The following is a 16906-nucleotide window of genomic DNA, read 5'->3' on the forward strand; positions in this document are numbered from 1 at the left end:
CTGGCAGAGAGAAGTGAAAACTGCCCGTTTCTGCGCCAGAGCCTAGTCTTCTCCCAGAACACCAGCGACAAAGACAACGCCGGAGTATATGCTGTTGGCGACAACCTCCGGCCCATCCGGAGAGCTCAGGAGGACAACTGTGGCACTTTTCTCGATTGCGGGCTTTGTGGTGGTTTTCGCAGTGTCCATTCTCTGGGCGACCCGTCCTGCCGCCAGCAGCCATCACCACCCGCATCAGCACTAGACAGAACCAGTTTTCGCCGCCCGGGCGTAGGTTTCAGGACTGAAATCGCTTTCCCTTGAAATATGACTTTTCATATTTCAAAACGGAATTCTGCATTCCCGGTTGTGCACTACGAAAAACGGCTTCTTTCCGGCTTTGCCGCCTATTGCTCGTATTTCCTTACGTTGCAACGATATACTGAACTGCACAAAGAGTCGCTGGGTCTTTCCGCAGCTTGGCAGGGCATTTGCATGCGGTAGCTCTGGGTAAGCGGTAACTCCGCGTGTCTCCCACCCATGGAAAGGTCGTTTCAAACCCGCATTACCGTGGTGCTGCTGGCGGTCTTCACCGTGGCGGCAGCGGTGCTTGCGGTCTTCAACCTGCTCCAGGAGAGTACGTACCAGTCTCCTACCGACGGCGTCATCTGGGTTGAGGCAAACGGCGGCCTTCAGGCACAGCGCGTCGCGCCGGGCAGCAACGGCGACATTGCCGGACTTAAAACGGGCGATCTCCTCATCCGGGCCAATGATCACGCCGTGCCGCGATGGGCTTCTCTCTCCCGGGAGATGATCCGTACCCGCGCTTACAACACCATCAATTACACGGTCATGCGCGATGGTGTCCGCCTCGAGGTGCAGGTAATCCTGGGAGCGCAGGATCGCAGCTTCAATGACGGTTTCCGGGCGATCGCGCTGGTGTACCTGTGTATCGGCCTGTATGTGCTCTTCCGGCGCTGGACGGCACCGCACTCGACGCACTTCTACATCTTCTGCCTGGCGTCGTTCGTTCTCTACTCGTTCAAGTACACGGGCGAGCTCGATGGCCTGGACCTGGCCATCTACTGGGGCAACATCCTCGCCGAAGCCCTGCAGCCTGCGCTCTTTCTGCATTTTGCGCTGGCCTTTGCAGACGAGCGTGGACGGCGGCGGCCACGGCTGATGTCGCTGGTCTATCTGCCGGGCATCTTCGTCGTGGGTCTGCGGATGTTCGCGATGTGGAAGTGGTCGGCGACGGAGCTGCTGCGCCACCGGCTCGACCAGATCGGTATCGGCTACGACGCGACGTTCTACGTGCTGGCGGCCATCGTTCTCTTCGTCAGCTACCGGCGTACGCAGGCCCCGCTGCGCCGCCAGCAGCTCAAGTGGCTGACGCGCGGCACGATGGTCGCGGTCATGCCCTTCGCCCTGCTGGTCGCGATTCCCTACCTCGCAAACATCCACGTGCCGGATCTGGTGACCAAAATCGCCGGTATCTCGCTGGTCTTCCTGCCACTGACATTCAGCTGGGCAATTGTGCGCTACCGGTTGATGGACACGGACCTCATCTTCAAGCGCGGCGTCACGTATACCCTTGCGACAGCGGCGCTGGTCGGCCTCTACTTTGCGATTGTTGCTGTCGCCGGCGAAGTTGTTCGCAAGCGCGTGCCGAATGCAGGTACGTGGGGCGTGATTGCGGTCATCATCATCACCGCGCAGCTTTTCGATCCCATCAAGCGACGCATCCAGGACCGCGTGGACCGGGTCTTCGACCGCAAGCGCTATGACTACCGGCAGACGCTCATCGACTTCGGCCGCGGCCTCAATACCCAGACGGATCTGAAGGCTCTGCTGCATGCGATTGTCGACCGGTTGCCGCGCACACTGCTGGTGACACGCATCGCGGTCTTCCTTACCGACGGCGCAGGCAGCTATCGGCTGGCCGACGGGCACGGGTTGCCACCGAGCACCTATGAGCTGGCCGGCAAAGGACGTCTCGATCTTGGCTTTCTCGATTTCGACCAGCCAGACGCGGGCACACACATCTTTCTCGAGAACCCGCAGCAGGCGCTGCACCTTACAGAGAACGAGCGGCGCGCCGCCGAGCTGCTGGACCTGAACTACTATCTGCCCTGCCGCGTGCAGGACCGCGAGCGGGGCAGAGCCATCGCAGTGATCGGCCTCGGACGCACGGCTGACGGCGACTTCCTCTCGAGCGAGGATGTGGAACTGCTTGAGTCGCTGGCCGACTACATCGGCATCGCCATCCAGAACGCGCGGCTTTACGCGAGCCTCGAAGAGAAGATCGTCGAATACGAGCGGCTCAAGGAGTTCAACGAGAACATCGTCGAGTCCATCAATGTCGGCATTCTGGCGGTCGATCTCGAGGACCGCATCGACAGCTGGAATTCGCAGATGGAAGTGATGTACGCGCTGCCCCGCGCCGAGGCGCTGCGCCAGCCGCTCGCCAGCCTCTTTCCGCCCGCCCTGGTCGAGGCCTATCACCGCGCTACGAACGAGAGCGGCGTACACAATCTCTACAAATTCCGTCTTGAGACACGCACCGGCGAGGTACGCACGGCCAACATTGCCATTGCGCCGCTGGTCTCGCGCGACTTCACCACCGTGGGCCGCATCATCCTGGTGGACGACATCACCGACCGCACCGATCTTGAAGCGCAGCTCTCGCAGGCGGAGAAGCTCTCTTCGATCGGCCTGCTGGCTGCCGGGGTTGCGCACGAGGTCAATACCCCGCTGGCGGTGATTTCGTCTTATACGCAGATGCTTTCGAAGCAGCTTCGAGGCGATACAAAGTTCGGCCCGCTACTGGAAAAGATCACCAGCCAGACCTTCCGCGCATCGGAGATCGTCAATGGCCTGCTGAACTTCTCGCGCACCGGCACGACGGAGTTCAAAGAGACTGATCTCAACGGGATCATCCGCGATACGCTTTCCCTGATCGAGCACCAGTTCAAGACCTCGGGCGTGACACTCGACACCTCCCTGCTGCCCGAACTGCCGCCGATTCTCGGCAATGCCGGCAAGCTGCAGCAGGTCTTCCTGAATCTTTTCCTGAACGCCAAGGATGCGATGGCCGGCGGAGGCACGCTGCGCATCGAGACGACTGCGAACGGCCACGTAAGCGTCGCCATCTCCGATACCGGCTCGGGCATCTCTCCCGAGCATCTGCGGCGTATCTACGATCCGTTTTTCACTACCAAGTCGGCGCCGAAGGAAGGCCAGCGTCGCGGCACAGGCCTTGGCCTGGCCGTGACCTACGGCATCATCCAGGAGCACGCCGGCAAGATTCACGTGGAAAGCGAGGTAGGCTCGGGCACCACGTTCTACCTCGAGTTCCCCATGTTAAGGAAACCTGCGCATGTCTGATGGCACACTTGCGATCGATCCCCCGGCAGCAGCCGAGGCCACCTCGATCGAACGCATCCTCATCATTGACGATGAGGCGGCAATTCGTGAATCGCTCGAGACCCTACTGAGCCTCGAGGGCTACACCATCGAGATTGCCGTCAACGGCGAAGATGGCCTCAAGGCTATCGAGAATTCGGTCTACGACCTGGTCCTGCTCGATCTTGCCCTTCCCGGCAAGAACGGTCTGGAAATCCTCAAGCTGATCCGCGAGAAACACACCTCTCTGCCGGTCATCATGATCACGGCTTACGGCAAGGTCGACAACGTCGTCGAGGCTATCCATTCCGGCGCGCAGAACTTTGTACAAAAGCCCTGGGATAACGAGAAGCTCCTCGCCGACATCCGCTCGGCCATCGGCCGCTATCACGCGGAAGAGGAGAACGTACAGCTGAAGCGCGCCATGAAGCAGCGCTACAGCTTCTCGAACATCGTCGGCAAGAGCGATGCCATGCTGCGCATCTTCGACCTCGTCGCCCAGGTTGCGCCCAGCAAATCCACGGTCCTGATCCAGGGCGAGAGCGGCACCGGCAAGGAACTGATTGCGAAGGCGCTGCATGCGAACTCCGGGCGGCGCGACAAGCCTTTTGTGCCGATCAATACTGGCGCTGTACCCACGGATCTGCTCGAATCGACGCTTTTCGGCCATGTCCGCGGAGCTTTCACTTCAGCAGTCGCGGCCAAGAAGGGCTTATTCGAAGTCGCGCATGGCGGCACGCTCTTCCTCGACGAAATCGGCACCATGCCGATGGACACCCAGGCGAAGATCCTGCGCGTGCTGCAGGATAAACGCTTCATGCCCCTGGGCGGCGTGCAGGAGATGCAGGTGGATGTCCGCATCGTAGCCGCTACCAACGCCGACCTGCGGCAGGCCGTGCGCGAAGGCAAGTTCCGCGAAGACCTTTTCTACCGGCTGAACGTGATCAATATCGAACTGCCGCCGCTGCGTTCGCGGCGCGAGGATATCCCTCTGCTTGCCTCGCACTTCCTCAGGTACTATGCCGAGGAGAATGGTCTCGAGACGCGCACCCTCTCGCCCGATGCGCTGCGCGCAGTTCTCGACTACGACTGGCCGGGCAACGTCCGCGAACTTGAAAACGCCATGGAGCGCGGCGTCGTTCTTTCCGCTACTCCCACTGTGGGTGCCGATCTGCTTCCCGGCCAGATCACCGGCCGCAGCTATAGCTCGACGCTGATGGAGCACAATGCCGATGCCTCGCTCTTCGAAATCCTCGAGGACATCGAGCGGCGCATCATTATCGACAAGCTGGAGCGCTGCAACTGGAACCAGACCGAGGCGGCCGAGCAGTTCCGCGTACCGCTCTCGACGCTCAACCAGAAGATCAAGCGCCTGAATATCGAGATCCGGAAGCGGGTGAAGGAATAGAGGGTAATTTGGAGCTAAGAGGCGCACGAATCGCCAAAATGGTAGTCTCCCACTAGAAGCGAAGCGGGGTGGATCTGCATCTTAACTAACGACTCGCCATCCGGCTACGAACACAGGGGATCCAACTCTTAGACATGCCCTTCGCCACGATCGACGATGCAGCCAAGCGAGGCGTAAACGCCGTCCAGCAGTATTCGCTGCTCTCGGCGCGCGCGCTCGGCAACCTCTTCCGGCGCCCTTTCTATGGCGCGGATATCATCACGCAGGCAGACCTGATCGGCGTCGGATCGCTGCCGATCGTCATTCTGACGGGCTTCTTCACCGGCGGCGTGCTGGCCCTGCAGTCCGCTTCGACCCTTTCGCAGTTCGGAGCAGCGGCAGTGACCGGTCAGCTGGTCTCGCTCTCCATGATCAAAGAGCTGGGGCCAGTGCTCACCAGCCTGATGGTCTCCGGGCGCAATGCTTCGGGCATGGCCAGCGAACTCGGGTCGATGATGGTCACCGAACAGATCGACGCCATGCGGGCGCTGGGCACCGATCCTCTGAAAAAACTGGTGATGCCGCGCATGGTGGCAACGATCGTGATGATGTTCTTCCTGACCATCGTCTCCGACGCGCTCGGCACTCTTGGCGGCGCGGCCTGCGCGATCTACCTGCTCGGCCAGGACGCCTCGCAGTACTTCCACACGGCCTACCAGTCGCTGCGCTATCCGGACGTGGCGCAAGGCCTGGCCAAGCCGCTGGTCTTCGGCTTCATCATCGCCTCGATCGGCTGCTTCTACGGCATGAACACCCGCGGCGGCACGCAGGGCGTGGGACGCGCAACGACGCAGGCCGTAGTTGTCAGCTCGGTGCTTATCATCGCCTCGGACTTTCTTATCAGCAAGTTCATGATCGGGCTCTTCGGGCGCTGACACGATGGCCACACGCACGGCGGAGTTCGCCGAAGAACAGAAGAGCATCCTCGAGGCGCATCCTGACGCCCCGGCAGTGCAGTTTGAGCATGTCAGCATCGGCTTTGAGGGCAAGCAGGTTCTCGAAGACATCTCCTTTACCGTCAAGCGCGGCGAGACCCGCATCCTGCTGGGACCGGCGGGCGTGGGCAAAAGCGTGCTACTCAAGCTTGCAAACGGTCTTCTCAAGCCGGATTCCGGCCAGGTCTGGGTCTTTGGCTTTGAAGTCAGCGCCATGCGCGAGCAGGATCTCTTCCGCTTGCGCGAATCGATCGGCACTGTATTTCAGGAAGGCGCGCTCTTCGATTCCATGACGGTGCGCGACAACGTGGGATTCCGCCTGATGGAAGAACATGTGCCCGATGCGGAAATTGACCGCAGGGTGACCGAGGCTCTGCGCTTTGTCGAGCTGGAACACACGCTGACGAAGTTCCCGGCCGAGCTTTCGGGCGGCATGCGGCGGCGCGTGGCGATCGCGCGGGCCATCGTAACCAAGCCGGACCTGATTCTCTACGATTCTCCGACCGGTGGCCTCGACCCGATCACCTCCACGACGATTGTCGAACTGGTCATCAAGCAGCGCGATGTCTCCCATACCAGCTCCATTGTCGTCACTCACAGGCTGCAGGACGCCTTCATGCTGGCCACGCACTGCTTCAACCAGGAAGCGAAGGCGGTTACACCGCTGCCAGAAGGCGAACTCGATGCAAGCACCAGCTTCATGATGCTGCACCAGGGCAAACTGGTCTTCGACGGCTCGACACGAGACCTGGTCCGTTCGGACGATCCGTTCATCCGGAATTACCTCTCTTAAGTCTGCGAGATTCCCCGCATTCCCTGACCGGGGCAGCGCATTCCAGGTACTTTCAAGCAATCACGAGATAACATTTTCCCTTCCTTCCATGATCACTGAAATCTCCGCAAAGAATTTATTGACAGGGGATTCTCGCAATCATTATCTTGCGGCGCCAGGGCTGAGAATCGATTTTCAAAGTTAACGTTTTCTCTGCCGACTCCTTTTTCTGGCTGGTGACTCCATGCGTTTGAAACAACTGCTTCTCTTCTCCTGTGCGTGTGCCCTGGCAGGCACGGCATCCGCACAGGTCACCGTCGACACGACCACCTCCTACCGCATCGTGAATGTGAACAGCGGACTCGAACTGGCACTTGCCGGCGATGCGCAGACCGCAGGTACCAGCGTCGTCCAGGAACCCGAGGGCACACTCGAGAGCGACCGCTGGCAGTTCGCGCCGGAGGGCAACGGCGAGTACCTGATCGTCAATCTCTACACCGGACAGGTGCTCGGCATCTCCGGCGCTTCGCTGCTGGCCGGCGCAGGAGGACTGGACTGGGCAGACAACGGCACCAATGATCATCTCTGGAGCGTCATCAGCGCGGGCAGCGGCGAGTACAAGCTTCAAAACCTGAACAGCGGACTGCTGCTCGGTGTATCCGGTGCTTCAACCGAAGCCGGCGCCGCGACGCTGCAGTGGATCGACAACGGAACGCCGGATCACCTGTGGACTCTGGCGCCCGCGGGACCGGCCTATCAGGAGCCGCTGCCGGTCGACGTTCAGTACAGCTCGACCGATACGGTCGGGACTCATGATCCTTCCATGGTTCCCTCCTTCTGGGGTTACTCGCTGTTTGCGACCCACAGCTCGATCCATCAGCATGTGTCTCTCGACATGCGGCATTTCTACGATGCAGGTACCGCGTTGCCGGCAGCTCCGGCCTGGACTAATGCATACACTGCAGACAGCGGCGATCTGTGGGCTCCCGATGCCTCGTATCGCAATGGGAAATACTGGCTTTATTACGCGGCATCGAGTTTTGGCAGCGACACCTCTGCGATTGGCCTGGCAACCAGCCAGACCGCTCTGCCGCAGAGCTGGAAGGATTCAGGAGGAGCCGTGCTTACCTCGTCGGCGTGCCCTGGCTCGAATGCCATCGATCCTGGGCTGGTTACCGATACAGATGGCACGCCGTGGATGGTGTTCGGCTCCTATTACGGCGGCATTTATATCACCCAGATGGATGCCAAGACCGGGCAGGTGGCCAGCGGAGCGAGCTGTATTCATCTGGCCAACCGCTCGAACAGTCTCGATGCGATCGAAGGTTCCTATATTTCCTACCATGACGGTTACTATTACCTCTTCGTCTCGCTCGATGCCTGCTGCGATGGCGTAAGCAGCACCTATCACATTGGCGTAGGACGGGCGACGAGTGTAACCGGACCATACTATGACCGGGGTGGACTGCCGATGACCGAGGGCGGCGTGACTGTGCTCCGCAGCTCGCAGGGACGATTTATCGGGCCTGGCGGTCAGACGGTGATGAAGGACCGGAATGGCTCCGTGCTGGTGTACCACTACTACGACGGCAACAATAACGGGCTGCCATCGCTGGGCCTGAACTACCTGGAGTGGACGGCCGACGGCTGGCCAACAGTTGCTCACGAGCGGCAGAAGAATCAACAGGCACAACGCGAGCAGAACGAGCAGCAGAGCTGGTAATTCGCAATCCATACGCGGCTCCGGGAGACAGTAACAATCTCTCCGGGAGCCGCGCATTCTTTGATTGCAAGTGACTGTGCTCCATGTTTAGATACAGGCACTTTGAAAAATCCAGAAACGTACACCGTGCCCAGGCTGCGCCTCCTGATGTGCGCAACCATGCTCATGGCCTGTACATGCCTTGCGCAGCAGACACCGTCTGTCGTTGAGCCGGGCGCACCGGGCGAGCCCACACACACGCTCTCTCCGGCTGCTACGGCGGCAAGCCCGCAGACGCCGAGCGCAGCCGATATCGCGTTCATGCAGGGCATGATCATGCATCATGCGCAGGCCGTGGAGATGACCGAGCTGCTGCGCACACACGGCGCCAACAAGGATGTGCTCGAGCTGGGCGAACGCATCCGCATCTCGCAGGCCGACGAAATGCTCTCGATGCGGAAATGGCTCAAGGATCATGGGCAGACGGCGCCGGATGACGGCGGCATGGCGAATATGCCCGACATGCCGGGGATGCATCACGCGTCGATGCAGATGGCTCCGATGCCCGGCATGCTCACACCGGAACAGATGAAGCAGCTGGCCGCAGCGCATGGCAGAGAGTTCGACCGCTTATTCCTGACAGGCATGATTCAACATCATGGCGGCGCGCTGGTGATGGTAGACCAGCTGTTTGCAACAGCGGGCGCGGCACAGGATGCCGAACTGTTCGACTTCGTCACGGACGTGGACAACACGCAACGGGCGGAGATCGCAATTATGCAGCACATGCTTGCAACACAATTCGCAGCCCCCACCGCCAACCCTTCCAAGGAGAAGAAGACGCAATGAAGCCTGGCCGATCCCGACAGCTTACACGCATCACCACTCTGGCAGCAGCCGCCCTCGGTACAGTTCTTGCATATGGGCAATCGATGCCCACTCCCGATCCTCGCGTAGGGCTGAAGGCCGGGTTGCATGATGCGGGGGAAGCGCAGTTCGGCTTGCAGAGGCTGGCGAGCCTGCCGAAACCTGCGCCCTTCGAGCCTCCACCGAGCGCGGCGAACTCGGTGATGGCGAGCATCAATTATGCGAATTCGGACATTGCCTTTCAGGGCGGGCATCTCTTCCTGGGCAATTTCTATGGCGTGAACATCTATGACATTGCGCAGCCGGCGAAAATCTCATTGCTGACATCTCTGGTCTGCCCTGGTGGGCAGGGTGATGTCTCGGTGTACGGCAAGCTGCTGTTCATGTCGGTGGAGATGTCGAATGGACGTCTGGATTGCGGCACGCAGGGCTTCCCTGCTCCGCCTCCCCCGCCAGCTCCGGCGCCGGGACAAAAACCGGAGCATCCGCTGCCGGCAGCCGATCCGGCGCGCTTCCGCGGACTGCGTATCTTCGACATCAGCGACATCAATCAGCCGAAGCAGGTGGCTGCGGTGCAGACGTGCCGCGGATCGCACACGCACACGCTGGTGATGGATCCCAAAGATCCGGACAATCTCTACGTCTACATTTCTGGCACCTCCTATGTGCGATCGCCGGAGGAGCTGGAGGGCTGCTCGGGCAAGCAGGATGAGGAGAACTCGCGCTTCAGCATCGATGTCGTCAAGGTGCCGCTGGCGCATCCCGAAAAAGCAGAGATCGTCGCGAGCCCGCGGGTATTCTCCGACGCACAGACAGGCGCAGTGAACGGACTGTGGAAGGGCGGCAATCACGGCGACGGCACGCAGACGACGTCGCGCACTGATGCCTGCCACGACATCACGGTGTATTCCGCGATCGGGCTTGCGGCGGGCGCCTGCTCGGGCAACGGGCTGCTGCTCGATATCTCGGACCCGGAGCATCCGAAGCGCATTGAAGCGGTGAGCGATCCGAACTATGCCTACTGGCATTCGGCGACCTTCAGCAATGACGGCTCGAAACTGGTATACACGGATGAGTGGGGCGGAGGCATCCAGCCACGCTGCCGCGCGACGGACCCAAAGAACTGGGGCGCGGATGCGATCTACTCGCTGCATGACCACACGCTGACCGAAGCGGGCTATTACAAGATGCCCGCGCCGCAAACGGAGATGGAGAACTGCGTGGCACACAATGGCTCGCTGATCCCGGTACCGGGACGCGATATCGAGGTGCAGGCGTGGTACCAGGGCGGTGTGTCGGTGATGGACTTCACCGATCCGAAGCATCCGTTTGAGATTGCGTACTTCGACCGCGGGCCGATCGACGCGACAAAGCGCGTGCTGGGCGGCTACTGGTCGGCGTATTGGTACAACGGCTTTGTGTATGGCTCGGAGATCGCACGCGGCATCGATGTCTTCCAGCTGGTGCCGAGCGCCTACCTGACGCAGAACGAGATCGATGCGGCGCGGCAGGTGCAGGTAAACGAGCTGAATGTGCAGAACCAGCAGCGTATCGTGTGGCCGCCGAACCTGGTGACGGCGCGAGCCTACGTGGATCAGCTGGCCCGCTCGAAGGCTCTGCCGGCGAAACAGCTCTCCGCAGTGGAATCGGCAATCGGCAAGGCTGGCAGCACCTCACCGAAGAAGAAAGAGCTGGCAAAGCTGCATGCTCTGGGCGCGAAGCTAATCTCCGGTGCAGATGCGGCGAAGTCGCCGGAGGACGCGAACCGGATGAAGGCACTGGGAGCCATCCTGACGACGTACAAAGCATAGAGCGTGTACGGACAAAGCCGCAGGCGGACGCGAAAGGGCGTCCGCCTGCGTGTTTTTTGAGCTCTTGGGTTCGACAGCGCTGACCGCAGGCATGTAGTTTGGTTCTTCACGGACAAACGAATATGCTGACTGCCTCCACGAAAACAGTTCAGGGGAAGACCGCTCCGGGTTCTCTTGCCGCCAAGAGCCACTACCAGGTTCTCGATGGCCTGCGCGGCGTTGCGGCACTGATCGTTGTGATCTTCCACACCTTCGAGCCTTTCTCGAAAGGCGACCACACCAAGCAGATCCTCAACCACGGCTATCTGGCCGTGGATTTCTTCTTCCTGCTCTCGGGCTTTGTCGTGGCGTATGCCTACGACGACCGATGGGGACGCATGGGACAGTGGGAGTTCTATAAACGGCGGCTGGTGCGACTGCAGCCGATGGTGGTGATGGGCAGCCTGATCGGCGCGGCGCTGTTTTACCTGCAGGCTGGGCCGGCCTTTCCTCCGATCGCGCACACGCCGGTGGTGAAGATGCTGATGGTGATGCTGATCGGCTGCACGCTGATTCCGATCACACCGTCAATGGATATCCGCGGCTGGGATGAGATGCACCCGCTCGACGGGCCGGCGTGGTCGCTGTTCTTCGAGTATGTTGCAAACATCCTGTACGCCGTGGTGCTGCGGCGACTGGGCAAGGCGCTGCTGAGCGTGTTCGTGTTTGCGTCCGGCGTGTTTCTCATTCACATGGCGGTCACCAGCCGGCACGGCGATGTGATCGGCGGATGGAGCGTGACACCGCATGAGCTGCATGTGGGCTTTGCACGGCTTCTCTATCCCTTCTTCGCTGGCGTGCTGCTGATGCGGCTCGGCTGGCGCATCCACGTGAAGCATGCTTTCCTGCTGTGCAGCATCCTGCTGACAGCGGTGCTGGTGCTGCCGAGACCAGGCGGCCCGCTGTGGGTCAACGGGCTCTACGATTCACTATCGATCATCTTTATTTTTCCGCTCATCGTGGCCATGGGCGCGGGCGCGCTGCATGCCGACGGCGAGGATGCAGGACGGGTGTGCAAATTCCTGGGCGAACTCTCCTACCCGCTCTACATCACGCACTATCCGCTGATCTACATCTATACGAACTGGGTAGAGAAGGGCGTGATGACGCCGGTTCGGGGCTGGCTGTGGGGCGCGGCGCTGCTGGTGACCGCTGTATCGATGGCCTATGCGTGCCTGAAGCTCTATGACGAGCCCGTGCGGGCATGGCTGAGCCGGAAGTTACTGCGCCGAGCATAGGCTGAAACCTCAGCTTTGCCCAACGTTTTCATGCTCTGGTAGGCTTGCTGGTTTCTTAGCATGCTTACCGGAGCGTTTTCTTTATGGCTTTTCCTTTTAAAGGCGTCGACTTTATCGGCTTCGACGCGATGCTGAACGACGACGAGCGCATGGCACGCGATGCCACGCGCGATTTCATCGAAGACAAACTGATCCCGATCATCGAATCCTGCAATCGCGAGGGGCGGTTTCCGCGTGAGCTGGTGCCGGAGATGGGCATGCTCGGGCTGTTTGGCGCAAACCTGCATGGCTATGGCTGCGCGGGCATGTCGAATGTGGCCTATGGCCTGGTGATGCAGGAGCTGGAGCGCGGCGACTCGGGGCTGCGCAGCTTTGTGAGCGTGCAGTCGGCGCTGGTGATGTATCCGATTTACACCTTTGGATCGGATGCGCAGAAGGATCTCTGGCTGCCCAAGCTGGCTACCGGCGAGGCGCTGGGATGTTTCGGGTTGACGGAGCCCGATTTCGGATCGAACCCCGGCGGGATGCGCACACGCGCGGTCAAAGATGGTGACAGCTACATCCTGAACGGCGAGAAGATGTGGATCACCTCGGGATCGATTGCGGATGTGGCCGTGATCTGGGCAAAAATTTCCAACGAAGACGACCGCGTGCGCGGATTTCTCGTCGAAACAGACCGGCCGGGATTCAAGGCGCACGATGTGCATGGGAAGTGGTCGCTGCGGGCATCGGTGACCTCAGGTCTTTCGCTGCAGGATGTGCGCGTCCCGGCGGAGAACCTGCTGCCCGGCTCAGGCGGCTTGAAATCGCCGCTGATGTGCCTGAATCAGGCGCGGTATGGCATCGGCTGGGGAGTGATCGGCGCGGCCATGTCCTGTTACGACACGGCGCTCCAGTATGCGCTCGACCGAAAGCAGTTCCACGATGCGCCGATTGCAAGCCATCAGCTGGTGCAGGAGAAACTGGCGTGGATGATCACAGAGATCACCAAGGCGCAGCTGCTCTCTCTGCAGGTAGGGCGGATGAAGGATGCCGGAAAGGTAGAGCACCAGCACATCTCGATGGCCAAACGGAATAACGTGTGGATGGCGGTGGAGTGCGCACGGATGGCACGCGATATTCTAGGCGGCGCTGGCATCACGGACGACTACCCGATCATGCGCCACATGATGAACCTGGAGTCGGTGAAGACCTATGAGGGGACGCACGATATCCACACGCTGATTCTGGGACAGAGCGTGACGGGGATCTCGGCGTTTTAACCTGCTGCATGCAACATTCTTTGTCCGGGGTTTGAGTTCCTGCCTTCTCATCCAGCCTCGCCTGGGTGGGAAGGCAGGCAATTACGGAAGAAGCCTGCGCAACCCGGTAGCGCTACCCGCGTCTAAACAAAGAGACAGGCTTTATGTCTCTGCATCTGCCCAAACATCTGCCGAAGCTCGAGCGGCGTCCGGAACTCGATGCCCTGCGTGGACTCTTCCTCGTCTGGATGACGCTGACACATCTGCCGACCCGCTTCGCGGACTTCGTGAATCAACCCATCGGATACGTATCTTCGGCCGAGGGCTTCGTTTTTCTCTCGGCGCTGCTGGTAGGACGGCTGTATATCCGCGACCTGATCCACGACGCGCCCGGGGTGCGCGCAAAACTGTGGAAGCGGTCGCTGAAGATCTACGGCTACCACCTGCTCATGCTGGCCTTCGCCTTCACGATCGCAGCGGCGCTTGCGGTCCATACCCACAAAGCCGCCCTGATGAACCTGCTGGACTTCTACCTGGCGCATCCGGTCGAAGCAATTGTGGGCTCGGTACTGCTGATCTACTGTCCGCCGCTGCTCGACATTCTGCCGATGTACGTGACGTTCCTCTTCTTCACGCCGCTCTTGCTTTCCGGCGCGGTGCGCTGGGGATGGAAGAAGATCCTGGCGGCGAGCGGGTTGATCTGGCTGCTGGCGCAGTTCGGTCTGCGCGAGGCCGTGCATGGAGCAATCGTCAGCATCACCCACCTGGAGATTCCGCTGCAGGAGACAGGCGCGTTCAACATGTTCGCGTGGCAGGCGGTGTGGATCGCAGGACTCTATCTCGGAGCAAAATCGGCTGTCGGAGAGATCCCTCTGAAGCGCATTCCGGGCTGGGCCGTCGGTGTCGCGGCAGCAGTCTGCCTGTTTTTTATCGGTGTGCGCCATGGCTGGCTCGGACCGCACCTCACGCAGCAGGCGCTGGGCCTCAAACTCGACAAGTGGCAGATCGGCTGGCTGCGCGTGCTCAACCTGATCTGCTTTACGACGGTCTTCTACTGGCTGCGAAAGTACGTGGTGAGGATCGTCTCGATCGAGCCGTTCCTGACGCTGGGCAAGGCTTCCTTGCAGGTCTTCTGCGCGCACCTGTTCTTTGTTTTCGTGGGGCTCACGCTGCTGTATGGCGAGGTGGAGCAGCTGCAAGGCATCACAGCCATCACCCTGATTATCGCCACCTTTGCCGCGCTCATGTGGGTCGCCTCAAACGAAGTCCGGAAGAAGCGCCGCAAACGCGAAAAGAGGCAGCAAAAGAACGATGCGGCAAAACGCGAGCATGTCCTGCCTCCGGCAGCAAAGGCTATGGCCTGCGCAGAGCAGCAGCCATAGCCAGAGACGACAAAGCCCCGGGTGTGATCGGGGCTTCGCTCTTGCGGTAAGAAACTAGACTGCCACGGTGAATGAATCTTCCGTGCGGGTCACGTTGCGATACAGCGTATCGCGCTCGACGGGAACACGGCCGGCCTCAGCGATGAGGCGCATCAGATCCTGGCGGCGCATGCCTTGCGGAGTGGTTGCGCCGGCATCGTGGTAAATCTTCTCTTCGATGACCGTGCCATCGACATCATCTGCACCGAAACGTAGCGCAATCTGGGCGATCTGCGGCGTCATCATCTGCCAATAGGCCTTGATATGCGGGAAGTTGTCGAGCAGCAGGCGGCCGACGGCAATCTGCCGCAGATCGGTCATGCCGGTGGTGCGGGGCAGATGGTCGAGCGGCGTGTTGTCCGGATGAAAGGCGAGGGGGATAAACGTCTGGAAGCCGCCCGTCTCGTCCTGTACCGCGCGCAGCCTGAGCAGGTGATCGACGCGATCCTCGTCGTTCTCAATGTGGCCGTAAAGCATGGTGGCATTGGACTTGAGGCCAGCCTGGTGCACCATGCGCGCAGTATCGAGCCACTCGCTGCCGTCGATCTTGTGATCGCAGATGATGTGGCGGACGCGGTCGGCAAAAATCTCGGCTCCGCCGCCGGGGCAGGAGTCGAGGCCCGCGGCTTTCATGCGCTCGATGGTCTCGGGGATGCTCAGCTTGGCCCGCTTGGCGAGGAAAGCAATCTCGACCATGGTGAAGGCCTTGATGTGCACTTGCGGAAAGCGCTCCTTGAGGCCGCTGATGAGGTCGAGGAAGAATTCCAGGGGCAGATCGGGATGGAGGCCGCCGACGATGTGGAACTCGGTAACGGCTTCGCTGTATCCGGAGGCTGCGGCTGCCCACGCCTGCTCGAGGTCCATGGTGTAGGAGCCGTCGGTTCCCTTTTTGCGGCCGAAGGCGCAGAGGCGGCAATTGGCCACGCAGACATTCGTCGGATTGATGTGCCGGTTGACGTTGAAGTACGTCAGGTCGCCGTGGAGCTTTTCACGCACGGTGTTGGCCAGCCAGCCAACGGCGAAGATGTCCGGCGAACCATAGAGGACCAGGCCGTCGTCGAAGTTGAGGCGCTCGCCGGCCATCACCCTGCGGGCGACAGGCTCGAGGCGAGGATCGCTGGTGCGGAAGGGCCGCGCCTGGGCGGCGGAAGAAGGTCCGAACTGGGTGCCGGCGGATACTTCGCTCATCGATAAAACCTCACCTTTGATGATACTGCAACATGGGAACTGGGCTCTTTCAGGCCGGAGCAACCGGCGGACCGGAACCTTTGCGGCGGCTACGCCGTATCCCTTATCAAAGAGCCAGAAATGCTTCTTCCGGAACCCGCCCTCCACGAGTTCCTCCGCATACGGCGAAACGGCTGATAGTATGCGTCAAAGAGCTGAGAAGCCAGAAAGCTAAGTACCCGGGAACCAAAGAGGCCAGGGCCAAACAGCCAAGGTACGTCTACTCGAGAGAACTGATTGATTTTCCGCATGCGATCTGCCGCCCAATATGCCCTCTGCCTGACCCTGCTGCCCGGTTGCGTGGCCGCACAGACCGACCGTGCAGCAAAACCAGCAGTCTTTCCGGATGTCGTCTCCTACAGCCTGGACAAGGCGCGCGTGGACCTGCCGTCCGGCTTTGAAGGGAAGGTCAATCTTCTGCTGCTCTCCTTTGAACCGGAGCAGCAAAAAGACATCGAAACCTGGTATCCGGCGGCCCAGGCATTGCAGCATACGAACTTTGCCTTTCGCTGGTACCGGCTGCCCGTGGAGGCGCGGGAAAACTTCATCTTCCGCTGGTGGGACAATTCATCGCTGCGCAGCGATGAGACCGATCCGGAGATGTGGCACTGGATCGTGCCCATCTACGTGAATAAAGACGATTTCCGGCGATCACTGCAAATTCCGAACGAGCATGAGATTGCCGTGCTGCTGGTGGACAAGGAAGGGCATGTGCTGTGGCGCAGCTCGGGCGTGATGACACCGCAGAAGCGTGCAGCGCTCGATGCCCTGCCCGAGCTACAGCTCGCGGCACAGAAGCCGGCGAGCGCCTCTCACTAACAG

Annotated in this window: 12 protein-coding genes; 11 read left to right on the top strand and 1 reads right to left on the bottom strand. The window is 60.5% G+C overall.

What is annotated here, in order from left to right; genetic code table 11:
* Positions 1-519 precede the first annotated feature (519 nt).
* From ESZ00_RS13605 to opgC, 10 genes are all read left to right on the top strand, one after another.
* Positions 520-3366, top strand: coding sequence for an ATP-binding protein (locus ESZ00_RS13605; protein ID WP_129208790.1), 2847 nt, complete (start codon positions 520-522; stop codon positions 3364-3366).
* Positions 3359-4792 carry a sigma-54-dependent transcriptional regulator gene (locus ESZ00_RS13610; RefSeq protein ID WP_129208791.1) on the top strand — a complete coding sequence of 478 codons (1434 nt, stop codon included), beginning with the start codon at positions 3359-3361 and terminating at the stop codon, positions 4790-4792. Before ESZ00_RS13605 ends, ESZ00_RS13610 begins: the two co-directional genes overlap by 8 nt.
* A 134-nt stretch (positions 4793-4926) precedes the next feature.
* The gene (locus tag ESZ00_RS13615) at positions 4927-5706 is read left to right on the top strand and encodes an MlaE family ABC transporter permease (RefSeq protein WP_129208792.1); all 780 of its coding nucleotides are present in this window, start codon (positions 4927-4929) and stop codon (positions 5704-5706) included.
* Between the two features lie 4 nt (positions 5707-5710).
* Positions 5711-6559, top strand: a complete 849-nt coding sequence (locus tag ESZ00_RS13620) for an ABC transporter ATP-binding protein (protein ID WP_129208793.1) — start codon at positions 5711-5713, stop codon at positions 6557-6559.
* A 223-nt stretch (positions 6560-6782) separates the two neighbouring features.
* Positions 6783-8261 carry a family 43 glycosylhydrolase gene (locus ESZ00_RS13625; protein WP_129208794.1) on the top strand — a complete coding sequence of 493 codons (1479 nt, stop codon included), beginning with the start codon at positions 6783-6785 and terminating at the stop codon, positions 8259-8261.
* A gap of 102 nt (positions 8262-8363) precedes the next feature.
* Positions 8364-9089 (top strand): DUF305 domain-containing protein, encoded by a 726-nt coding sequence (locus ESZ00_RS13630; RefSeq protein WP_229741274.1) that lies wholly within the window; start codon positions 8364-8366, stop codon positions 9087-9089.
* Complete coding sequence (locus tag ESZ00_RS13635; protein ID WP_129208795.1) at positions 9086-10918, top strand: LVIVD repeat-containing protein; 1833 nt, start codon at positions 9086-9088, stop codon at positions 10916-10918. The genes ESZ00_RS13630 and ESZ00_RS13635 overlap by 4 nt, the downstream gene beginning before the upstream one ends.
* Positions 10919-11040: 122 nt before the next feature.
* Positions 11041-12195: an acyltransferase family protein gene (locus tag ESZ00_RS13640; RefSeq protein ID WP_129208796.1), complete on the top strand. Its 1155-nt coding sequence runs from the start codon at positions 11041-11043 to the stop codon at positions 12193-12195.
* Between the two features lie 83 nt (positions 12196-12278).
* Entirely contained in the window at positions 12279-13457 is a 1179-nt protein-coding gene (locus tag ESZ00_RS13645) for an acyl-CoA dehydrogenase family protein (RefSeq protein WP_129208797.1), read from the top strand.
* A gap of 143 nt (positions 13458-13600) precedes the next feature.
* The gene (gene opgC / locus ESZ00_RS13650) at positions 13601-14818 is read left to right on the top strand and encodes an OpgC domain-containing protein (protein ID WP_129208798.1); all 1218 of its coding nucleotides are present in this window, start codon (positions 13601-13603) and stop codon (positions 14816-14818) included.
* Between the two features lie 54 nt (positions 14819-14872).
* Here opgC and mqnE read toward each other — a convergent pair whose 3' ends face one another.
* Positions 14873-16045 carry an aminofutalosine synthase MqnE gene (mqnE, locus tag ESZ00_RS13655; RefSeq protein ID WP_129208799.1) on the bottom strand — a complete coding sequence of 391 codons (1173 nt, stop codon included), beginning with the start codon at positions 16043-16045 and terminating at the stop codon, positions 14873-14875.
* Positions 16046-16333: 288 nt separating this feature from the next.
* Here mqnE and ESZ00_RS13660 point away from each other — a divergent pair, with 288 nt between their 5' ends.
* A complete protein-coding gene (locus ESZ00_RS13660; RefSeq protein WP_129208800.1) occupies positions 16334-16903 on the top strand; it encodes a hypothetical protein in 570 nt (189 codons plus the stop codon).
* Positions 16904-16906 lie beyond the last annotated feature (3 nt).

Source organism: Silvibacterium dinghuense (genome assembly GCF_004123295.1).
Classification (GTDB): Bacteria; Acidobacteriota; Terriglobia; order Terriglobales; family Acidobacteriaceae; genus Silvibacterium; species Silvibacterium dinghuense.